The following is a 19,310-nucleotide window of genomic DNA, read 5'->3' on the forward strand; positions in this document are numbered from 1 at the left end:
AAAGTCTCGATCTTTTATCAATGTTCTTATTGTACAGGAAAATATGGGATTGCTCCAGCATCACGTTTAAAACTACGCAAACCGGTGACACTTGTAGAAGGAGGTGAAAGCCATGCATAAACCCACACTTTTTTGGACGGCTTTAATGGCTGCAGTTGCAACCGCACTCAGTTTGAAATTTTTAAAGGTATTCCATTTTGTTTCGTGGTCTCCGATTGGTTGGATTAGTAAGTCGAGTATTCTTTCAGGGGTTTCGCCGTTAATAAAATGGTTTGTGCTAGGAATGGCTTTGGTTATTCTCTTTCTTGTACTTTACTCAGCATTACAGTTCACATCTACAATTCCCCCAAGTATCACATCCATCGTACTCGCATTAGTTTTTGTTTGCGCAATCGAATGGACAATCTCGAAACCTGATTCCGTTATGGGTTCTATCAAATCCATTTCTATTCCTTTTCTCTGTCTAATTGCTATAATAACAAGATTTGTTGTTGGTACAGCTGTATTTATGAAAGTGGAATTACAACAAAAAGCGAAATAGGTTACCTCGTCTAAATGTTGTGATAAAATAGAAAGGAAATCGGTTGGGGGTTGATAACAATGGATTTATTGCTGTTAAATGGGCCAAATTTGAACCGTTTAGGAAAACGAGAACCCGATGTATATGGTCATGAAACACTGGAGGATATTGAACTACGTATTCGAAAGTTGTGCATGGATCAGAATGTCGGGTTATTGTGTTTCCAATCGAATCATGAAGGTGCGTTAATTGACCGCATCCATCAAGCAGCGGACGATGGAACATATGGGATTGTTTTTAATCCAGGTGCTTACACGCATACGAGTATCGCGATTCGGGATGCGATCGCTTCAGTAGAGCTCCCTGTAGTGGAAGTTCACATTTCAAACATACATAAACGAGAGCCGTTTAGACAACAATCCATGCTTGCACCCGTATGTGTCGGTCAGATTTCCGGACTCGGTACGGACGGATATGTATTAGGAGCAACATATTTATTAGATAAAATGGGGAGGAATTGATAGATATGAAACTGACAAAACTAAGAAACTTACTGACTGAAAAGGAAATTGATGCACTCTTTATAACAAACGGATATAACCGCAGGTATATGACAGGATTTACGGGAACTGCAGGTGTAGCTATCATTTCTCAAGAGGATGCTGTGTTTATCACGGATTTTAGATATATGGAACAAGCGGTTGCACAAATTAAAGATTTCCGCATTGTCCAACACGAAAAAACGATTATCGAAGAGGTTGCACAACAAGTTGAGCAGATGAAAATCAAACGTTTAGGATTTGAAAAAGAAGACTTAACATTCGGTATGTATGAGTTGTACAAAAGTAACGTGTCTGCAGAGCTTTTCCCAACTGCAGGTCTTGTTGAGAAATTACGGATGATCAAGACTTCTGAAGAGTTGGAAGTGTTGAAGAAAGCTGCTAAAATCGCCGATGATGCCTTTACTCATATTTGTGGATTCATTAAAGCAGGTATGACTGAACTTGAAGTTTCAAACGAATTGGAGTTCTTTATGCGTAAGCAAGGAGCCACTTCAAGCTCATTCGATACCATTGTTGCATCAGGCATTCGTGGCGCACTTCCGCATGGTGTTGCGACAGATAAAAAAATTCAATCCGGAGAACTCGTGACATTGGATTATGGTGCGTTGTATAATGGGTATATCTCAGACATAACGCGAACAGTTGCTGTCGGTGAACCTTCGGAAAAGATGCGGGGAATCTACGAGATTACTCTTGCTGCACAAGAACTTGCAGTTGAAGGCATTAAGCCAGGGATGACCGGCATTCAAGCGGATGCGATTGCACGGGATTACATTGCTTCAAAAGGGTACGGTGAGGCATTCGGCCATTCAACAGGTCACGGAATAGGTCTGGAAGTTCACGAATCTCCTGGTCTGTCGTTCCGTTCAGAAACGATTCTCGAACCTAACATGACCGTTACAGCGGAGCCGGGAATTTACTTGCCAGGTATCGGAGGCGTTCGAATCGAAGACGATCTCGTGATTACAGAGAATGGGTGCGAACGGCTGACACACAGTACAAAAGAACTGCAAATTTTATAATTACTATTGGAGGAAACACAATGATTTCAGTAAACGATTTTAAAACAGGATTAACAATTGAAGTAGACGGCGATATTTGGCGCGTTATGGAATTCCAACACGTTAAACCAGGTAAAGGCGCTGCATTTGTACGTTCAAAATTACGTAACTTGCGCTCAGGTAACGTGAATGAGAAAACTTTCCGAGCTGGAGAAAAAGTTGCGAAAGCTCAAATTGATAATAAACGTATGCAATACCTATATGCTAATGGAGATGACCATGTCTTCATGGATAATGAAACGTTCGAACAAATTGAATTGCCTACAAAGCAAATCAAAGAAGAATTGAATTATTTGAGAGAAAACATGGAAGTCCATGTAATTCAGTACAAAGAAGAAGTTCTTGGTGTAGAAGTACCAGCAACTGTAACTCTTGAAGTAGCTGAGACAGAGCCAGGTATTAAAGGCGATACAGCAAGCGGTGGCTCTAAGCCAGCGAAACTTGAAACAGGTCTAACTGTACAAGTTCCTTTCTTCGTAAATATCGGTGACAAATTGATCATCAATACTGACGAAGGCGAGTACGTTTCTCGCGCATAATCTTGCAACTTCTTTCATCATAAATAGACCAATTAAAACGCTTGACCATTCAAACGAATGGTCAAGCGTTTTTCATATTGTTTGAAGTGTGTGCGTATAGTGTTTCAAGAGGAGGATTGCCGGATGGAACTGAATGATCTACTAAGGATTGCCGGCATCGGACTGGTTATCGGATGTTTGCATATCTTTTTCGAACAAACAGGTAAAAAGGAATTCTCGTTTTTTCTATTTTTCATTGCCTACTTGTATATAGCGATAGAAATGATTCGCTTTTTAAAGATTTTTTTCACTGAGATTTCCGAGTTCTTCCAATGGCTCTCGTTGGCGATGTAATGGCATTTCTTTTTCAAGTGTTAGCGGTTTTCCTATTACTTCTCATGATTCGGTTCGTCGTCCCTCAGTTGCATCCGATCCTGTACAGCGCTTTATATCTGTTTGTTTTTGCTTATGTAATTGTCACCATATTACTGCCGTTCATTGAGAAGTTGAGTAGGATTTTTCGTGCCGTACCTGAGCCCTATGGGAAACTTTTATTAATGAGTGCAATGCTGTTTTTCATTTCAGAATCGATTACGAGTCACATCTCAGAATCGGGATATGCATCATTTGCAAACTTAGCACACTTTGTCGTCAAACTCACCATTCTTTCCCTCTGGCTGCCAGAGCTAGTAAATCTTATACAAACACTCACAACGCTTATATCGCCGTAAATGGGGATGATCATCATACTCGATTTTATTCACTCGCTCATAAGTGGTTTGCTATATAGCTTCGTTGTCGTGATAATCGTAGCGTTGCTCGCTACTATCCTAAATTATCTATTCCCCACGTTTGCAAATTGGACGAAGCAATTGGTTTTCATCGTTATCACATTAGTCGTTTTACGTCCCGCTTTTGAGCAGCTCTTACTAATTCAGAAGCTTATGAAATCGATTGCACTGCTATTTATTACGAGTTATCCGATTTTGACAGCTGGAATGGTGATATCGGGAAATGCATTAAGTCTCATTAATTTCCAGCCAGCACTTCTGCTATTTGCAAATGGCGCAGTTTTTTTCGCGGATCGGCTCCTATTGCCTTTAGTGACAACCGCTTTGCTATTTGATATTGTCACCCGATTAAACCCGATCATTTCATACTCTAAATTGTCGGACATGCTAAGAACTACGTTACTCGCTACAGTTTCCTCAATAGTTGCAGCCTATTCAATTTTTATAACCGCAGGTGGCGCGCTCACTTGGGGGATTTCCGAGACAACTAGTGAACCTTTAAAAGAATTGATCAGACAAAACATTCCATTTGTTGGTTCGCTCGTTACTGATAGTATGGGTGCGCTCGGACGGTATTCCTCAGGAGCGGGATTCATGGTAGGAGGTTGGTTGCTCGTCACGTTATGGGGGATCGCTCTTCTTCCAGTGATTCAAACACTGTTGTTAGCTTTTTTATATCGATGGTGTGCAGCACTCATTGAGCCGTTCACTTCAATGGAATTATCAGATGTGTTGGATGATATCGGACGTTCCTTATTTGTTTTATGCGCAATTACCTTTTTATTGATTTTCGCTTTTGTTTATACCGTTTTGTTTTTCATGGTCTATATAAAACTGTTGACGAGTTAGGAGGAATGTCAGATGACGAGTTTTTAATAGGAGTCGTTCTGATTTCGGTTCTTTCGGGGGTTCTGTCTATGATCTTACCTGAATCGAGAAAGGAAGAATTCGGCCAATTGGCTAAACTTGCAGCGGGTATGTGGCTTCTTGTGAATATCTTTTCATTTCTCAGGTTATAGAATTAAGATTTTGAGCATACATTGCTTCATAGATGAACAGGCCCCCGGTCTTATACAGACATATGGAATGGTGATAACATGCAGAAACCGACTGGGAAAATGCAAGTGATTCTATTTTTAGCAATCACAGTTCTCGTATTCATCTTACTCAATCCTCCTTGGAGTTCAGAGGAGGCCAAGTCTGGAAAGAGTAGTGAAAAGGAGGGATACACAGATGTAGCAGCACTCGAATCAGCGTTGAGAATGATTGACGGAGTGGGGGAAGTATCCGTTTACCTTCATCCACCTAAGGAAGCAAAAGAGCAATCACCGCTTTCCGACTACTTTACAAAGTCAGCAGATCTGGACACACAAGAAGTAACAGGTTTACTTGTTGTAGCTGAAGGAGCTGGAGAGCCAGGTCTGAAATCTGAACTCACCAGAATACTTTCTTCTGTTCTTCAACTACCAGCGCATCGAATCGTTATCGTGGAAATGACCAAAAGGGGGAACTTTGATGAGAACAAATAAACGTACTGTCTGGTTTTTAACACTAATGAGCTTGGTTGCAGTTATCTCGATTTACTATATTAAGGAAAAAGCACCTATGCCATTTGACGGGATTTCCATCTTTTCAAGTGATCTAACTGAAACTGCGGATGTACCTAAAAAAGGTGCTTCTGATAAACAAACTCCAGTATTCGCAACATCGTACCTATTTGAAGAAATGCGGATGACTGTCCGTGATGAGCGTAGTAAAATGTCGGAACAACTGAATGCGAAGATGACATCCCCTGACTATACAGCTGAAGAGAAAAACGAGGCATTCGATGAAATGGCTGAATTGAACAAACGTGATTCCGCAGAGGCTTTGTTAGAATTGCAAATCAAGGCACTTGGCTATCCTGAAGCTTTCGTACGAACTGAAGATGGAGAAGTCAAGGTGACTGTGCTTTCAACTGAAGGTCACTCTGCTAAATTGGCAGATGAAATCACACAATATGTTCTAGCAAGTTGGGATGATGCAAAGAAGGTACAAGTAGATTTCAAAGGGAATGAATGATCCGTTAAAGGCCCAATATGCGGGTCTTTTTTTCTATTTAAAGATTTTTAGCGGTGAAATGGGGGTTAACTATTTCAAAATCCGTAAAAAACGTCTACTATAGAGGATGAGGGTGTAAAACAAAACTTTATGGAGTCAGGAGAATCATTCATGTTAAAGATTCAGGAAATTAGGGAAATCATTAAACTTATTGATCAATCTTCAATTGACAAATTTACGTATGAAGCAGAGGGCGCGAAAATTAAAATTGTTAAAAGCAGTGGAAGTGTAGCTTCTGCAACACCAGTTGACGTTCAAACTTCACTACCAGACGTTCAAGATTCTACATCTGGTGCGCAAGTCGTAACACAAACGGCACCTGCAAAAATGGAAGCACCAGTAGAAGTGGCGGCTCCAGTAGCAGCTTCTGTACCAGTAGAGAAGACTGTAGATGCATCACTTAAAAGCATTGTATCCCCTATGGTGGGTACGTTCTATAAGTCTTCTTCTCCAGAATCAGCTGCTTTTGTTCAAGTTGGACAAAAAGTCGGCACTGAAGATGTTGTTTGTATCGTAGAAGCTATGAAATTATTTAATGAGATTGAAGCAGAAGTTTCGGGTGAAATTGTTGAAATTCTTGTCAAAGATGGCCAACTCGTCGAGTACGGACAGCCTCTTTTCCTTGTAAAAGAAAATTGAAGGGGGAATGGACGATGAAAAAAATCCTAATCGCGAATCGTGGAGAAATTGCAGTTCGCATTATCCGTGCGTGTAAAGAACTCGATCTTCAGACAGTTGCAGTATACTCTGAAGCTGATCGAGATGCATTGCATGTCAAAATTGCCGATGAAGCATTTTGCATCGGACCCAAACTCTCAAAAGACAGTTACTTAAACTTCTCAAATATTATAAGCGTTGCAAAAATGACGGGCTGCGACGGTATCCACCCTGGATACGGGTTCCTGGCAGAAAACGCAAGCTTCGCTGAAATGTGTGAAGAAGTGAATATTGAATTTATCGGTCCTACTTCGGATGCGATTGCACGTATGGGAACGAAAGATGTAGCTCGTGAAACGATGCGTCTAGCTGGTGTTCCAATTGTTCCAGGTTCTGACGGTCTAGTTGCCGATGAAGAGGAAGCGCTTACGGTTGCAGAGCAAATCGGTTTCCCCGTTATTATCAAAGCAACTGCTGGCGGCGGAGGTAAGGGGATTCGCGTAGCTCGGGATCCTGAAGAACTCAAAAAGGGCATCAAAGTTACTCAAAAAGAAGCTGCGGCTGCATTTGGTAACCCGGGAGTTTATCTTGAAAAGTTCATCGAAATCTTCCGTCATGTTGAAATCCAAGTATTAGCGGATAAGCATGGCAATACAGTTCACCTTGGCGAACGCGATTGTTCCATTCAACGACGTATGCAGAAGTTAGTGGAGGAAGCACCATCTCCTGCACTTACACCTGAACTACGTAAGGAAATGGGACAAGCTGCAGTGAAAGCGGCAGAAGCTGTTAACTATAGAGGCGCGGGCACGGTTGAATTTATCTTCGATCATATCAATCAAAAGTTCTACTTCATGGAGATGAATACACGTATCCAAGTAGAGCACCCAGTGACAGAAATGATTACGGGCATTGACCTCATTCACCAACAGTTGAAAGTTGCTGCTGGAGAAAAACTACCGTTCAAACAGAAAGACATTAAAATCAATGGCTGGTCGATTGAATGCCGCATTAATGCGGAAAATCCGGAGAAGAATTTTATGCCTTCACCAGGAACTGTAGAAATGTACTTAGCTCCAGGCGGTAACGGGGTTCGGGTCGATTCAGCAGTCTATCCTGGATATAAGATTCCACCGTTTTACGATTCAATGGTAGCGAAACTGATTGTTCATGCAGACACTCGTGAAGAAGCGGTAGCACGTATGAAACGAGCATTAGATGAATTTGTTGTAGAAGGTGTGAAGACAACCATTCCATTCCACTATAACCTCATGAATAATGATGTATTTAAGTCAGGAGACTTCGATACTAAGTTTCTTGAGAAATATGATATTATGAATTCAAAGTAAGAAAGGAGGCGTGCTAGAATGGCAGAAAAAACGAATTCGTTTTTTGAAGCAAACTCCTCTTTAAATGAGAGTCTTGGACGTATCGAGCTCGCTCCAGAAGTGTTAGAAGTCATTATCGGAATTGCCACTTCTGAAGTTCAAGGCATTGCGATGACTTCAGGTAACTTTGCAACAGGTGTTGCTGAAAAACTAGGTAAAGTCATGCATGGCAAAGGCGTGAAAACTAATTGGGTGAATAACCAGTTGAACATTGACGTTTTTTGTGTTGCAGAAGAGGGCGAAATTATCCCACAAGTGGCTGCAAACGTTCAGAAAAAGATTAAGGAAGCAGTTTATCTGATGACCTTCATTGAAACTGGGGAAGTCAATGTACATGTTACCGGAATCCGTTCTGAAGTGAATTCAGTGACAGAATGAAGAAAAGCATCATCTTCGGATGATGCTTTTCTCAATTGTGACTGTATCTTCATACAGCATTTGTGCTATGATAAAGCCTAAACGAACCAGTGATGAAGGAGACAAATTGTATGAAACGAAGAGAAGCGAGAGAAAAAGCAGTCCAGACCCTTTTTCAACTTGATGGAACGACATTGCCTGTAGAAGAGGCAATCAGCTATATTACTGAAGGGCCGATTGATGCCTTTTATGAAATGCTTGTAACAGGAACTCGTGAGAATCAGCAAGCAATTGACGAAGTGCTTACGGGGAAATTAGAAAATTGGTCTTTAGATCGGTTACCTAAAATTGAGCGGACAGTGCTAAGATTAGCTGTATTTGAATTGCTATATAACGAAGACGTTCCACACAAAGTGGCAGTGAACGAGGCAATTGAGCTTTGTAAAACATTTGGAGATGAAAAATCAGGACGTTTTGTCAATGGCGTGCTTTCTAAATTTGAACAACAAAGGATGTGAAGCTTTTGTCAAGTATAATTATAGATGGAAAAGCGATTGGTGAAAAGATTCGTAAAGAGATTAAAATAGACGTGGAACGACTCATCGAAAGAGGATGTCGTCCAGGTCTCGCTGTTGTTCTCGTAGGAGAAGACCAAGCATCGCGTACATATGTTAGTAATAAGGAGAAATCCAGTAAAGCAGTTGGTATGAAATCGGAACTGGTTGTGTTGCCGATTACTGTTAGTCAAAAAGAGTTACTTGATACGGTTAATCGATTGAATGAAGATCCTACAATTCATGGAATCCTCGTCCAATTACCATTGCCTCCTCATATTGATGAAAATAAAGTGATTCAATCCATCTCCCCCAAAAAAGATGTGGACGGTTTTCATCCTGAGAACGTTGGGAAAATGATTATCGGACAAACCTCGTTTGTATCTTGCACACCTTCAGGAATTATGGAATTGCTCGAACAAACTGGTACGGAAATATCTGGAAAGCATGCGGTCATTGTTGGGCGAAGTAACATTGTCGGGAAACCGATGGGACAATTGCTGCTACAAAAAGATGCAACTGTTACGTATTGTCACTCTAAAACCGAGCACCTTGAAGATTTCACTCGACAGGCGGATATTCTAATTGTAGCGATTGGTCATGCGAAGTACATAACCGCCGATCATATAAAAGAAGGTGCAACCGTAATAGATGTCGGTATGAACCGAGATGAAAATGGAAAGCTTTGTGGAGACGTGGACTTCGAAACTGTAAAAGAGAAAGCATATGCTATCACACCTGTACCCGGTGGTGTAGGTCCGATGACTGTCACCATGTTACTTAGAAACACTTTGAAGAGCGCTCAATTTACGTGCAGTAATTATATTTAATAAAACGGCATGGTCCGTTACATAGAATTTAACAACGCTGTTTCTTGCTTTGGAGAGACAGCTTTTTATTCGCGGGAGGGGAGTTCGTTGTCAGGTAATCCATACTTAACCGTACAAGCCGTCACGAAATATATAAAAAGAAAATTTGATGCGGATCCACACTTACGAAATGTCTACATTAAAGGTGAGTTATCGAATGTCAAAATACATCCGAGTGGGCATATTTATTTCACACTAAAAGATGATAAAAGCAGAATTCAAGCAGCCATGTTCCGTGGAAATGCTTCGAATTTGAAATTCAAACCTGAAAGTGGCATGAATGTACTCATTTCAGGGGATATAAATGTATATGAAAGCAGTGGGCAGTATCAGCTATATGTTCAAACAATGGAACCAGATGGAATTGGAGCACTTTTCCTTGCGTACGAACAACTAAAAGAACAACTCAGCAAAGAAGGGTTATTTGATGTGCAATGGAAGCAACAATTGCCTTGGATACCAAAGAAAGTTGGTGTAATCACCGCTAAATCTGGCGCTGCATTCCAAGACATTTGCTCGACGATTGGTCGAAGGTTTCCAATGGCTGAAATTGTTTTGTTCCCTGCAGCTGTTCAAGGAACACAAGCTGTACCTTCTATTGTGCAGGCGATTTCTCAAGCGGATCAGGCAGGGGATATAGACGTCCTTATAATTGGTAGAGGTGGCGGCTCTATCGAAGACTTATGGGCATTTAACGAAGAAGCAGTTGCTCGGGCAATTTTCTCTTGTCGCATCCCTACAATTAGCGCAGTTGGTCACGAAACAGATACAACGATTGCAGATTTTGTGGCAGACCATCGTGCACCTACGCCTACAGCAGCTGCAGAACTTGCAGTGCCTGCCAAAGAGGAGTTATCTGGACGAATATTAGATCGCAAGCGAGTAATTTACAGGTTTCTCGCAACAAGACTTGTGCAAGAACAAAAGCACTTAGATCGATTAACGGGAGCATATCCATTTGCTTATCCCGATCGTCTTTATCGTCCCTTTATTGAAAAACAGGTAGCTCTTGAAGAGCGTCTACATCGCGGTACGCAAGATTTACTGTATCGGCAATCACAATTGTTTACTCAAACTAATGTGAGATTGAATTATGTTTCACCTGTTCTTAACTTACAGCAACGTCTAAAAGACACCAATGTTTTAGAAGAACGCTTGGACCGATCCATTCGTCAATCATTAGGTACTAAACGTGATCGTTTTTTGACCGGCATTCGGATGATGCAAGCTTTAAATCCGTTAAGTGTGATGGAACGAGGGTTTTCTATTGTGTATAAAAATGATGAAGTCATAAAAACTGCAAATGCATTGAGCCCTGGTGATTCTGTTGAAATTAACCTGCAGGATGGAACAGCAACTGCAGAGATCCGTTCAATTGTACCTTTAAAGGAGGAGTCGTGACTTGGAAACTGAAACTATGAAATTTGAAGAAGCGATGTTGGAACTTGAAAAAATCGTACAACAACTTGAAACAGGTGATGTTCAACTCGAAGACTCCATTACTTTATACAAAAAAGGGATGGAACTTTCTACGTTCTGCCAACAAAAGCTACAAAATGCAGAGAAACAACTTGTTTCAATCGTAGACAAAGATGGCGAACGTTCATCAATGGATGTTACGAAAGGAGTGGAAACTAGTGAGTGAACCTCTACAATCTTTCATGTCAAAGAAAATCCCTCTTTTACATACGCATTTCACTAAACTCTTTGAAGAAAAAAACTATCCGGAGACCCTTCGAGAATCGATGGCCTACTCTGTCAATGCTGGTGGGAAGAGAATACGACCACTTCTTGTTCTTGCCGTACTTGAAGATTTACAGGCGCGTTCAGAGGATGCAATTCAGGTAGCAAGTGCTATTGAGTTAATACATACGTATTCGCTCATACATGATGATTTACCTTGTATGGATGACGATGACTTCAGACGTGGTAATCCTACTAATCATATAGTATACGGTGAGGCAACGGCTGTTCTTGCAGCTGATGCACTCCAAACTCTTGCATTTGAAGAACTTGCCTCACTTCAGCATACAGCGCCAGCTACAATCCTTGAGATTTTGAAGGTTGTCAGTAAAGCTTCAGGTGCTGCTGGTATGGTGGGTGGCCAAATTCTTGATATGGAAGGGGAACGAAAACAACTATCCCTTTCGGAACTTGAGCAGGTACACGTTCATAAAACAGGCGCATTGCTTGCGAGTTGTATTGAATCAGGTGCGTTATTAGCGGGTGCTTCAAAAACACAGATGGAAAGTCTTAGAGTATTTTCAAGTAATATCGGACTTGCTTTCCAAATTAAAGATGACATTTTGGACGTCACAGCGTCTAGCGAGCAACTAGGCAAAACTGCCAACAAGGACACAGCTAGTGAGAAGAGCACATATCCTGCACTGCTTGGTCTTGAGGGTGCTCAATCCAAGCTTGCAGATCATCATGGAAAAGCTATGGAAGCACTAGAAGCAATCGACTTGTCGAATTCTTTACTAGCGCAAATCGGAGACTATATCATCGATCGAAACGCATAAAGCAAGGCGTCTAGATGGTACTGTTTAGTGGATTGTTGATATACTAAGAAAAATGATTGAAACAGCAGTATTAACTTATGAAGGTGTGTGATAGAGATGGATCTTACAAAGATCAGCAGTCCATCGGATATAAAAAACTTAAACCTAGAAGAGATGAAAGAGCTCGCGACAGATATCAGGAAATTTCTAATTAACAAATGTTCTGTAACGGGTGGTCATATTGGACCGAATTTAGGTGTTGTGGAGTTAACAATTGCACTTCACAAGTTTTTTAACAGTCCACAGGACAAATTCATATGGGATGTCGGACATCAAGCATATGTGCATAAGATTTTAACTGGACGTGCAGGTGATTTTGATACACTGCGTAAATACAAAGGATTAAGCGGATTCCCTAAAATGGCGGAAAGTGAACATGATGTCTGGGAAACTGGACACAGTTCCACATCGTTATCTGCAGCGATGGGTATGGCAGCAGCGCGTGATATAAAAGGTGAAGATAATTACGTGATTCCAATTATTGGTGATGGTGCATTGACGGGTGGTATGGCACTTGAAGCACTGAATCATATTGGTAGTCAACAAACGAACATGATAGTCATTTTGAATGATAACGAAATGTCAATTGCACCGAACGTTGGTGCTCTACACTCTATCTTAGGTAAACTTCGTACAGCTGGTAAGTACAACAGCGTTAAAGATGACGTCGAAGAATTGATCAAGAGGATCCCAGCAGTTGGTGGCAAAATGGCTTCTCTAGCAGAACGACTTAAAGATAGCTTGAAATATCTAGTTGTCTCCGGTGTCTTCTTTGAGGAACTTGGCTTTACTTATTTAGGTCCAATTGATGGACATGATTTCAATGAGCTGGAACGAAATCTGCTATATGCGAAGAAAATGGATGGACCTGTTCTTCTTCACGTCATTACGAAAAAAGGTAAGGGATACCATCCTGCTGAAAATGACAAGATCGGTACTTGGCATGGGACGGGTCCATACAAAATCGAAACAGGCGACTTTGTGAAATCACCTGCTAAAGGCCCTTCATGGAGTGGTTTGGTTGCAGCTACCGTAGCTCGAATTGCGAGAGACGATCGACGTGTTGCAACGATTACACCAGCGATGCCGGTGGGCTCGAAGCTAGAAGCAATTTCAGCGGAATTCCCGGATCGTTTTTACGATGTCGGTATTGCAGAACAACACGCAACAACTATGGCAGCTGGTATGGCAACGCAAGGTATGAAACCGTTCTTATCAATCTACTCGACATTCCTGCAACGGGCTTATGACCAAGTTGTTCACGATATAGCACGTCAGAACTTAAATGTATTCATCGGTATTGACCGTGCCGGTTTGGTAGGAGCTGACGGAGAAACGCATCAAGGTGTTTTCGATATTGCCTTCTTGCGCCATATACCGAACATGGTCATCATGATGCCTAAAGATGAAAATGAGGGCCAACATATGGTCAATACAGCATTAGCTTACGATGATGGACCAATCGCTATGCGCTACCCTCGTGGTAACGGATTTGGAATCCCTATGGACGAAGAACTTAAAGTCTTGCCTATCGGCAAATGGGAGCGGTTAACAGAAGGACAGGACGCAACTATATTAACATTCGGAACAACGATTCCAATGGCTTATGAAGCTGCCGAAATTTTAGCAGAGCGCGGAATTTCTGTGGGTATTGTAAATGCAAGATTTATAAAACCACTTGATTTTGAAATGTTGGATGAACTCTTTGCTGCTGGCAAACCGATTATTACTTTAGAAGAAGCAGTTCTTGCAGGTGGATTCGGAAGTGCAGTTCTTGAGTATGCACACGATTCTGGAGTAAGCGCTCCGATTTACAGAATGGGAATTCCAGATCACTTCATTGAGCATGGCGATGTTGATGCGTTACTTGCTGAAATTGGAATGACACCAGTTGGACTTGCTGATTTAACAGCAGATGCAATTATTGCAACCAGTCGTAAGAAGGAAATCCAATGACGAATTTAGATCCTAAAGAACGAGTAGATGTATTACTCGTTCAACGTGGACTTGTTGAGACGAGAGAACAAGCGAAACGCTCCATCATGGCAGGCATTGTCTATTCAAATGAGACGAGAATGGATAAGCCAGGAGAAAAGATTAAATCCTCCTTACCACTACAAGTCAAAGGTTCTACATTGAAATATGTAAGCCGTGGAGGCTTGAAATTGGAAAAGGCATTGGAACAGTTTGAAGTCTTGGTTGAGGATCGGATAATGCTCGATATTGGATCTTCAACAGGTGGTTTTACGGATTGCGCACTACAAAATGGCGCAAAACATTGCTATGCATTAGATGTCGGGACAAATCAGCTAGCATGGAAAATCCGGTCTGACGAACGCGTTACAGTTATGGAGCAATGTAACTTCCGCTATGCGACACCGGATATGTTTGCAGAAGGCTTACCTGATTTTGCGACAATCGATGTATCTTTCATATCGTTAGCGTTGATTTTACCACCATTAAAGAAAATACTGATCCCAGGTGGAGATGTTTTGGCATTAGTAAAGCCGCAGTTTGAAGCAGGTAAAGAAAATGTAGGTAAAAAAGGGATTGTTCGTGATGTCGCTATTCATAAAGAAGTTCTTCAGAAAGTTGCTGGTTTTGCTTCCAGTGAAGGCTTCAGTCTACGCAACATGACTTACTCCCCTGTTACTGGAGGGGAAGGAAATATTGAATTCCTATTCCACCTTGTTACTGAGGATGAACCTACTACGAACTTCACTGAAAAAGATTTTTCTGTACTGGCAAAACAAGCACATTCAGAATTAACGTAAGAGAAAAAGGGAATCATCTGTATAAAGGTGTATTCCCTTTCTTTTTACATACAAATGATATGCAGGGAGTGATGGACATGAATAAAGGCCAACGTCATCTTCGCATACGCGAAATTATTACGTCTCAAGCCATCGAAACACAAGATCAGCTCGTAGACACATTGAAGGGTTCAGGAGTAGATGTGACGCAAGCTACGGTTTCCAGAGATATTAAAGAGTTGCACTTATTCAAAACTCCATTGCCTGACGGCAGATATAAGTATAGTTTGCCTGCGAATCCTCAATTTAATATTGCGAGTAAATTACATCGGATGTTAACGGATGCGTTCGTAAGTATTGATGGTGCGAGTCACTTTTTAATCTTGAAAACGCTACCAGGTAATGCACATGCAGTTGGATCACTGATTGATCATCTGGAGTGGGCGGAAATGCTTGGAACTATTTGTGGTGATGATACTTGTATGATTATATGTCGCGATGAGAATGCCGCTACTTCCGTAAAAGACCGCTTGCTAGCTATGCTGTAAGGAAGGGGGAGAGTCCCTTGTTAAGTGAACTGTCCATTAAGAATTTCGCTATAATTGAAGATCTTGACGTATCCTTTGAAGAAGGGCTCACTGTACTGACCGGAGAAACTGGAGCTGGTAAGTCAATTATCATTGACGCTGTTCAACTCGTTGCTGGAGGCAGAGGTTCGGTAGAATTCATACGTCACGGTACCAAGAAGGCTGAACTTGAAGGGATGTTTACCATTGATGATTTGAAGCATCCTGTATTTCAAAAGCTGGAAGAGTTCGGTATTGAATCAGAAGATGGCACAATTATCTTACGTAGAGAGCTGAATCATAACGGCAAAGCAACATGCAGAGTGAACGGTAAACTGGTTACTATTGCCATTCTTCGTGAAATAGGAACTCAACTCATTGATATTCATGGACAACATGAAAATCAAGAGTTAATGCATCAAAAACGTCATATTCATTTGTTGGATTCGTTCTCTGGAGAATCTTTTAAGTTGGCAATGAACAATTATAGTGAACTGTATGAAGAATATGTAAAGTTAAATAAAAAGTTAAGCCTAGCGTCTGATAACGAGCAGCAAATTGCACAACGAATTGACTTGTACTCTTTTCAATTAACTGAAATCGATGAGGCTTCTCTTGCAATAGGTGAAGAGGAGGCGTTGGAATCTGAACGAATTAAACTTCAGCATTTCCATCGTCTGTTCGACAGGTTAAATAATGCTTATGAAGCGTTACAAGGGGATTCGCACGCTTTGGATTTTCTAGGTACTGCAATGAGTGATTTAGAAGATGCTGCTTTAGTCGATAAAGACTTAAAAACGTATGCTGAAACAGCTGGAGAAAGTTTTTATTCACTTCAAGATGTCGCACATGATATTAAAGTCATCCTGGACGAAATGGAGTATGATCCGAATCGTCTAGAAATTGTTGAAGATCGCCTAGCTTTATTTACAACATTAAAGCGAAAGTATGGTCAATCCATCGAAGAAATATTACTCTACAGAGATAAAATTGCAGATCGGTTAGATGAATTGCTAAATCGGGATGATCGTCTCGAAAAAGAGCAGGAAAGACTACAAAATTTACGTGCTGATCTAGAAATTGAAGCGGGAGAACTTTCTGCCATTCGAAAAGAGTCTTCGTCTATGTTGCAAGCTGCAATAATGGATCAGCTGGTGCAATTACATATGGGTAAAGCAGAATTCCAAGTGAAAATTGAACGAAAAGAAGCTAGATCTTTTGATTACAATGGGTTCGACGATGTTGCATTTTATATTTCAACCAATGTGGGCGAGCCGATGAAACCTTTAGTAAAAGTAGCTTCAGGCGGTGAAATGTCACGAGTCATGCTTGCTTTAAAGACGATTTTCTCCAAACACCAAGGAATTACTTCAATAATTTTTGATGAAGTTGATACAGGCGTGAGTGGACGAGTTGCGCAAGCAATTGCTGAAAAAATTGCAATGGTTGCAATGAATTCACAGGTCTTATGTATTTCCCATCTTCCTCAAGTTGCAGCAATGGCTGATCATCATTACCTGATCAGAAAAGATGTTACAGATGAAAGAACCCGAACATCTATACAAGACGTTCTAGATGATGACCGGACGAGTGAACTTTCCAGAATGTTGTCAGGTGCAGAAGTGACACCACTTACGATGCGTCATGCAGATGAACTACTACAGCTCGCAGAAGTCCGCAAAAGTACTTTATAGAATAAATTGGAACATTGGGAGATTCATACCGGTGTTCTTTTTTCAATTCCTCCTTTGCATGTTTTACCCTTTCATAACAAGCTGTAGAACGCACACTCTAACAGTAATCTTAAATTGAAGGAGGTGACATATGGAATGGAATAGACAGCTGAAATTTTTCATGTCGTCTGTTGCTATGGTATTCGTTATGTGCGTAGGATCGATTGCAGCTATAGCAACAAGTGGATCCATCATTCCGATGGGGAATTCTATCGGGATCCAATTAGAACTCGCAGGTATTTTTGTCACAAGTGACGTACCATTAAGCGAAAAGAAGAATTCGCTTAAAGCGGGTGATCAGCTTGTTCGTGTCGATGATACTGACATTGGATCATTGCAAATCCTTCATGACAAAGTGGGGTCTTTGAACAATGAAGGGATTGTTCAGGTGTCCATTCAACGTAATGGAGATGTAATTAACTTAGAAACGGACGGACTGTCATTTAAACGAGCCCTGCCCTTCTTAAAAGACACTACAGAAGGAACTGGAACACTCACGTATGTAGATTTAAGTGATGGTACGTATGGAGCTTTAGGGCACCAAATCATTGACAGTTCCTTAAAGAGTGCACCGGAATTTGAAAGTGGTTCCATCTATTTGTCGGAAATCGAACAGATAAAGAAGAGTTCACCAGGAAAGCCCGGTTATAAGATTTCTTCAATCATCGATCAGGAAAAAACACTCGGGTCAATTTTGACGAATAGTGTTTATGGAATCTTTGGCGATTGGAATACTTCTTATAAAGAAGTCTTGACGGAACCACTAGAAGTTATGCAACCAACCGAATTAGCGTTAGGGACAGCAGAAATTTTAACAACAATCCAAGGAACAGAAGTTGAATCATTTACGATTGAAATATCTAAGTTGTCTCATGATTCTTTTCAGTTCAAGTTGACCGACAAACGATTAATTGAAAAAACTGGCGGTATTTTACAGGGGATGAGTGGAAGTCCAGTTATCCAAAAAGGAAAGTTTGTTGGCGCAGTTACCCATATGTTTGTAGACGAACCTGAAAAAGGAGCCGGTCTATTCCTTGGGAAAATGACAGAAGTCGGTGCAAAGTAGAGAAAAACAGCCAACTCGATTTCAGAGTTGGCTGTTTTTCGTTATAAAGTACATGTAAACAAATAAAGAATTCTGTCGAAATAAAGAGAAACCGTACGCCATTGGAATCATTTTCAAATACAATAAAGGAAATGCTGAACCTTTGTCGGAAATTTCACGTAAGCAAGAAATCGACAGGGAGTTACAGCGATGGACTTGCTGTTGTGTCTATCAAGGGGGAACTTAAAATGGGAAAAATTAAAGTCGCAATTGCGGATGATAACAAAGAGCTTGTAAAGACAATGACATCATATTTTGAGAAACATCCTGAAATTGAAGTAGTATGGACTGCGCAAAATGGAAAACTATGTTTAGAGAACATGGATCAAGTGATACCTGATGTTCTGTTACTCGATATTATAATGCCCTATCTAGATGGTATTGCAGTCCTTGAACATATTCGCCAAAACGAACTAACTTCTGATGTAAAAATCATCATGCTAACAGCATTCGGTCAAGAGGATGTCATGACGCAAGCTGCGGGATTAGGGGCGTCCTATTTCATGTTGAAGCCATTTGAATTTGAACAACTCATTAACCAAGTTTTCCAAGCAGCACGTGTACAAAAAACGTCTCCAGTACAACAACCTGTTATTTCGGTTGCAAAGCAAGAAGAGGGTGTGTCACTGAAAGTCCTAGACACGTCTATAACAACAACCATTAAAGAAATAGGTGTTCCCGCACATATTAAAGGGTATTCATATCTGCGAGAAGCTATACAAATGGTGTACAATGACAATGAATTACTTGGAGCCGTGACTAAGATTTTGTACCCTGACATTGCTGAGAAGTATAAAACGACGCCATCTCGAGTGGAACGTGCAATCCGACACGCCATCGAGGTTGCCTGGAATCGCGGAAATTATGAAGTAATCTCAAAAACGTTCGGATATACTGTCCATCATCTGAAAAGTAAACCAACAAACTCGGAGTTCATCGCAATGATCGCTGACAAGATTCGTTTAGAGCATATGGCTAGCTAACCAAATCCCATGACAAATGGGTAAATCAAATACAGTATTACCTATGAGACAGGAGTTTATGACCTGTCTTTTTGTGTGTTCATTTTCCTTATTTGCGTTGAAATGTAAATAAAGTAAAATGTCCTACTTAGAGACGGCTCTGAAGATCCTGTCCTTATTTATTTATACTTCAGATCAGTATGGACGAATGATATGAGTGAAAAGGAACAAAAATATTGAAAAAATAGAACC

At 40.9% G+C, this 19,310-nt stretch carries 24 protein-coding genes; all 24 read left to right on the forward strand.

Annotation, left to right across the window (positions count from 1 at the left end; translation table 11 throughout):
- Nucleotides 1–112: 112 nt before the first annotated feature.
- The 24 genes from ACRPI0_RS05830 to spo0A all read left to right on the forward strand — a co-directional run bounded on the left by ACRPI0_RS05830 (nucleotide 113) and on the right by spo0A (nucleotide 19,079).
- Nucleotides 113–541, forward strand: coding sequence for a hypothetical protein (locus ACRPI0_RS05830; RefSeq protein ID WP_432355355.1), 429 nt, complete (start codon nucleotides 113–115; stop codon nucleotides 539–541).
- A gap of 59 nt (nucleotides 542–600) precedes the next feature.
- The gene (aroQ, locus tag ACRPI0_RS05835) at nucleotides 601–1,041 is read left to right on the forward strand and encodes a type II 3-dehydroquinate dehydratase (protein WP_432355357.1); all 441 of its coding nucleotides are present in this window, start codon (nucleotides 601–603) and stop codon (nucleotides 1,039–1,041) included.
- 5 nt (nucleotides 1,042–1,046) lie between these two features.
- Nucleotides 1,047–2,105 (forward strand): M24 family metallopeptidase, encoded by a 1,059-nt coding sequence (locus ACRPI0_RS05840; RefSeq protein ID WP_432355359.1) that lies wholly within the window; start codon nucleotides 1,047–1,049, stop codon nucleotides 2,103–2,105.
- A 20-nt stretch (nucleotides 2,106–2,125) separates the two neighbouring features.
- Complete coding sequence (efp, locus tag ACRPI0_RS05845) at nucleotides 2,126–2,683, forward strand: elongation factor P (RefSeq protein WP_432355360.1); 558 nt, start codon at nucleotides 2,126–2,128, stop codon at nucleotides 2,681–2,683.
- Between the two features lie 123 nt (nucleotides 2,684–2,806).
- Nucleotides 2,807–3,016 (forward strand): stage III sporulation protein AC, encoded by a 210-nt coding sequence (locus ACRPI0_RS05850; RefSeq protein WP_432355361.1) that lies wholly within the window; start codon nucleotides 2,807–2,809, stop codon nucleotides 3,014–3,016.
- Entirely contained in the window at nucleotides 2,995–3,393 is a 399-nt protein-coding gene (locus ACRPI0_RS05855; RefSeq protein WP_432355362.1) for a hypothetical protein, read from the forward strand. The genes ACRPI0_RS05850 and ACRPI0_RS05855 overlap by 22 nt, the downstream gene beginning before the upstream one ends.
- Entirely contained in the window at nucleotides 3,394–4,302 is a 909-nt protein-coding gene (locus ACRPI0_RS05860) for a stage III sporulation protein AE (protein ID WP_432355363.1), read from the forward strand. It abuts the gene before it with no gap.
- A 5-nt stretch (nucleotides 4,303–4,307) separates the two neighbouring features.
- Nucleotides 4,308–4,472 carry a hypothetical protein gene (locus ACRPI0_RS05865; RefSeq protein WP_432355364.1) on the forward strand — a complete coding sequence of 55 codons (165 nt, stop codon included), beginning with the start codon at nucleotides 4,308–4,310 and terminating at the stop codon, nucleotides 4,470–4,472.
- Nucleotides 4,473–4,550: 78 nt separating this feature from the next.
- Complete coding sequence (locus tag ACRPI0_RS05870; RefSeq protein ID WP_432355365.1) at nucleotides 4,551–4,982, forward strand: cytochrome c oxidase subunit 2A; 432 nt, start codon at nucleotides 4,551–4,553, stop codon at nucleotides 4,980–4,982.
- The gene (locus ACRPI0_RS05875) at nucleotides 4,969–5,514 is read left to right on the forward strand and encodes a SpoIIIAH-like family protein (protein ID WP_432355366.1); all 546 of its coding nucleotides are present in this window, start codon (nucleotides 4,969–4,971) and stop codon (nucleotides 5,512–5,514) included. Before ACRPI0_RS05870 ends, ACRPI0_RS05875 begins: the two co-directional genes overlap by 14 nt.
- 150 nt (nucleotides 5,515–5,664) lie before the next feature.
- Nucleotides 5,665–6,192: an acetyl-CoA carboxylase biotin carboxyl carrier protein gene (gene accB / locus ACRPI0_RS05880; RefSeq protein ID WP_432355367.1), complete on the forward strand. Its 528-nt coding sequence runs from the start codon at nucleotides 5,665–5,667 to the stop codon at nucleotides 6,190–6,192.
- Nucleotides 6,193–6,206: 14 nt separating this feature from the next.
- A complete protein-coding gene (accC, locus tag ACRPI0_RS05885; RefSeq protein WP_432355368.1) occupies nucleotides 6,207–7,559 on the forward strand; it encodes an acetyl-CoA carboxylase biotin carboxylase subunit in 1,353 nt (450 codons plus the stop codon).
- Between the two features lie 18 nt (nucleotides 7,560–7,577).
- Nucleotides 7,578–7,976: an Asp23/Gls24 family envelope stress response protein gene (locus tag ACRPI0_RS05890; RefSeq protein WP_432355369.1), complete on the forward strand. Its 399-nt coding sequence runs from the start codon at nucleotides 7,578–7,580 to the stop codon at nucleotides 7,974–7,976.
- A 110-nt stretch (nucleotides 7,977–8,086) separates the two neighbouring features.
- Complete coding sequence (gene nusB / locus ACRPI0_RS05895) at nucleotides 8,087–8,473, forward strand: transcription antitermination factor NusB (RefSeq protein WP_432355370.1); 387 nt, start codon at nucleotides 8,087–8,089, stop codon at nucleotides 8,471–8,473.
- Between the two features lie 5 nt (nucleotides 8,474–8,478).
- A complete protein-coding gene (gene folD, locus ACRPI0_RS05900; RefSeq protein ID WP_432355371.1) occupies nucleotides 8,479–9,339 on the forward strand; it encodes a bifunctional methylenetetrahydrofolate dehydrogenase/methenyltetrahydrofolate cyclohydrolase FolD in 861 nt (286 codons plus the stop codon).
- Nucleotides 9,340–9,426: 87 nt separating this feature from the next.
- The gene (gene xseA / locus ACRPI0_RS05905) at nucleotides 9,427–10,779 is read left to right on the forward strand and encodes an exodeoxyribonuclease VII large subunit (protein ID WP_432355372.1); all 1,353 of its coding nucleotides are present in this window, start codon (nucleotides 9,427–9,429) and stop codon (nucleotides 10,777–10,779) included.
- A 1-nt stretch (nucleotide 10,780) separates the two neighbouring features.
- Nucleotides 10,781–11,023, forward strand: a complete 243-nt coding sequence (locus ACRPI0_RS05910; protein WP_432355373.1) for an exodeoxyribonuclease VII small subunit — start codon at nucleotides 10,781–10,783, stop codon at nucleotides 11,021–11,023.
- Nucleotides 11,016–11,900 (forward strand): polyprenyl synthetase family protein, encoded by an 885-nt coding sequence (locus ACRPI0_RS05915; protein ID WP_432355374.1) that lies wholly within the window; start codon nucleotides 11,016–11,018, stop codon nucleotides 11,898–11,900. The genes ACRPI0_RS05910 and ACRPI0_RS05915 overlap by 8 nt, the downstream gene beginning before the upstream one ends.
- Nucleotides 11,901–11,996: 96 nt before the next feature.
- Entirely contained in the window at nucleotides 11,997–13,895 is a 1,899-nt protein-coding gene (dxs, locus tag ACRPI0_RS05920) for a 1-deoxy-D-xylulose-5-phosphate synthase (protein WP_432355375.1), read from the forward strand.
- Nucleotides 13,892–14,713: a TlyA family RNA methyltransferase gene (locus tag ACRPI0_RS05925; RefSeq protein ID WP_432355376.1), complete on the forward strand. Its 822-nt coding sequence runs from the start codon at nucleotides 13,892–13,894 to the stop codon at nucleotides 14,711–14,713. Before dxs ends, ACRPI0_RS05925 begins: the two co-directional genes overlap by 4 nt.
- A gap of 77 nt (nucleotides 14,714–14,790) precedes the next feature.
- Entirely contained in the window at nucleotides 14,791–15,240 is a 450-nt protein-coding gene (gene ahrC, locus ACRPI0_RS05930) for a transcriptional regulator AhrC/ArgR (protein ID WP_432355377.1), read from the forward strand.
- Between the two features lie 17 nt (nucleotides 15,241–15,257).
- Entirely contained in the window at nucleotides 15,258–16,952 is a 1,695-nt protein-coding gene (gene recN / locus ACRPI0_RS05935) for a DNA repair protein RecN (protein ID WP_432355378.1), read from the forward strand.
- A gap of 130 nt (nucleotides 16,953–17,082) precedes the next feature.
- Nucleotides 17,083–18,057 carry a SpoIVB peptidase S55 domain-containing protein gene (locus ACRPI0_RS05940; protein ID WP_432355379.1) on the forward strand — a complete coding sequence of 325 codons (975 nt, stop codon included), beginning with the start codon at nucleotides 17,083–17,085 and terminating at the stop codon, nucleotides 18,055–18,057.
- Between the two features lie 227 nt (nucleotides 18,058–18,284).
- Nucleotides 18,285–19,079: a sporulation transcription factor Spo0A gene (spo0A, locus tag ACRPI0_RS05945; protein ID WP_432355380.1), complete on the forward strand. Its 795-nt coding sequence runs from the start codon at nucleotides 18,285–18,287 to the stop codon at nucleotides 19,077–19,079.
- Nucleotides 19,080–19,310 lie beyond the last annotated feature (231 nt).

This window comes from Sporosarcina sp. A2 (assembly GCF_050858885.1).
GTDB lineage: Bacteria > Bacillota > Bacilli > Bacillales_A > Planococcaceae > Sporosarcina.

What these genes read in the sequence shown, in the direction of transcription:
- ACRPI0_RS05830 (WP_432355355.1), top strand. Translation starts at nt 113, where the DNA reads ATGCATAAACCCACACTTTTTTGGACGGCTTTAATGGCTGCAGTTGCA.
- aroQ (WP_432355357.1), top strand. Translation starts at nt 601, where the DNA reads ATGGATTTATTGCTGTTAAATGGGCCAAATTTGAACCGTTTAGGAAAA.
- ACRPI0_RS05840 (WP_432355359.1), top strand. Translation starts at nt 1,047, where the DNA reads ATGAAACTGACAAAACTAAGAAACTTACTGACTGAAAAGGAAATTGAT.
- efp (WP_432355360.1), top strand. Translation starts at nt 2,126, where the DNA reads ATGATTTCAGTAAACGATTTTAAAACAGGATTAACAATTGAAGTAGAC.
- ACRPI0_RS05850 (WP_432355361.1), top strand. Translation starts at nt 2,807, where the DNA reads ATGGAACTGAATGATCTACTAAGGATTGCCGGCATCGGACTGGTTATC.
- ACRPI0_RS05855 (WP_432355362.1), top strand. Translation starts at nt 2,995, where the DNA reads ATGGCTCTCGTTGGCGATGTAATGGCATTTCTTTTTCAAGTGTTAGCG.
- ACRPI0_RS05860 (WP_432355363.1), top strand. Translation starts at nt 3,394, where the DNA reads ATGGGGATGATCATCATACTCGATTTTATTCACTCGCTCATAAGTGGT.
- ACRPI0_RS05865 (WP_432355364.1), top strand. Translation starts at nt 4,308, where the DNA reads ATGTCAGATGACGAGTTTTTAATAGGAGTCGTTCTGATTTCGGTTCTT.
- ACRPI0_RS05870 (WP_432355365.1), top strand. Translation starts at nt 4,551, where the DNA reads ATGCAGAAACCGACTGGGAAAATGCAAGTGATTCTATTTTTAGCAATC.
- ACRPI0_RS05875 (WP_432355366.1), top strand. Translation starts at nt 4,969, where the DNA reads ATGAGAACAAATAAACGTACTGTCTGGTTTTTAACACTAATGAGCTTG.
- accB (WP_432355367.1), top strand. Translation starts at nt 5,665, where the DNA reads ATGTTAAAGATTCAGGAAATTAGGGAAATCATTAAACTTATTGATCAA.
- accC (WP_432355368.1), top strand. Translation starts at nt 6,207, where the DNA reads ATGAAAAAAATCCTAATCGCGAATCGTGGAGAAATTGCAGTTCGCATT.
- ACRPI0_RS05890 (WP_432355369.1), top strand. Translation starts at nt 7,578, where the DNA reads ATGGCAGAAAAAACGAATTCGTTTTTTGAAGCAAACTCCTCTTTAAAT.
- nusB (WP_432355370.1), top strand. Translation starts at nt 8,087, where the DNA reads ATGAAACGAAGAGAAGCGAGAGAAAAAGCAGTCCAGACCCTTTTTCAA.
- dxs (WP_432355375.1), top strand. Translation starts at nt 11,997, where the DNA reads ATGGATCTTACAAAGATCAGCAGTCCATCGGATATAAAAAACTTAAAC.
- ACRPI0_RS05925 (WP_432355376.1), top strand. Translation starts at nt 13,892, where the DNA reads ATGACGAATTTAGATCCTAAAGAACGAGTAGATGTATTACTCGTTCAA.
- ahrC (WP_432355377.1), top strand. Translation starts at nt 14,791, where the DNA reads ATGAATAAAGGCCAACGTCATCTTCGCATACGCGAAATTATTACGTCT.
- ACRPI0_RS05940 (WP_432355379.1), top strand. Translation starts at nt 17,083, where the DNA reads ATGGAATGGAATAGACAGCTGAAATTTTTCATGTCGTCTGTTGCTATG.
- spo0A (WP_432355380.1), top strand. Translation starts at nt 18,285, where the DNA reads ATGGGAAAAATTAAAGTCGCAATTGCGGATGATAACAAAGAGCTTGTA.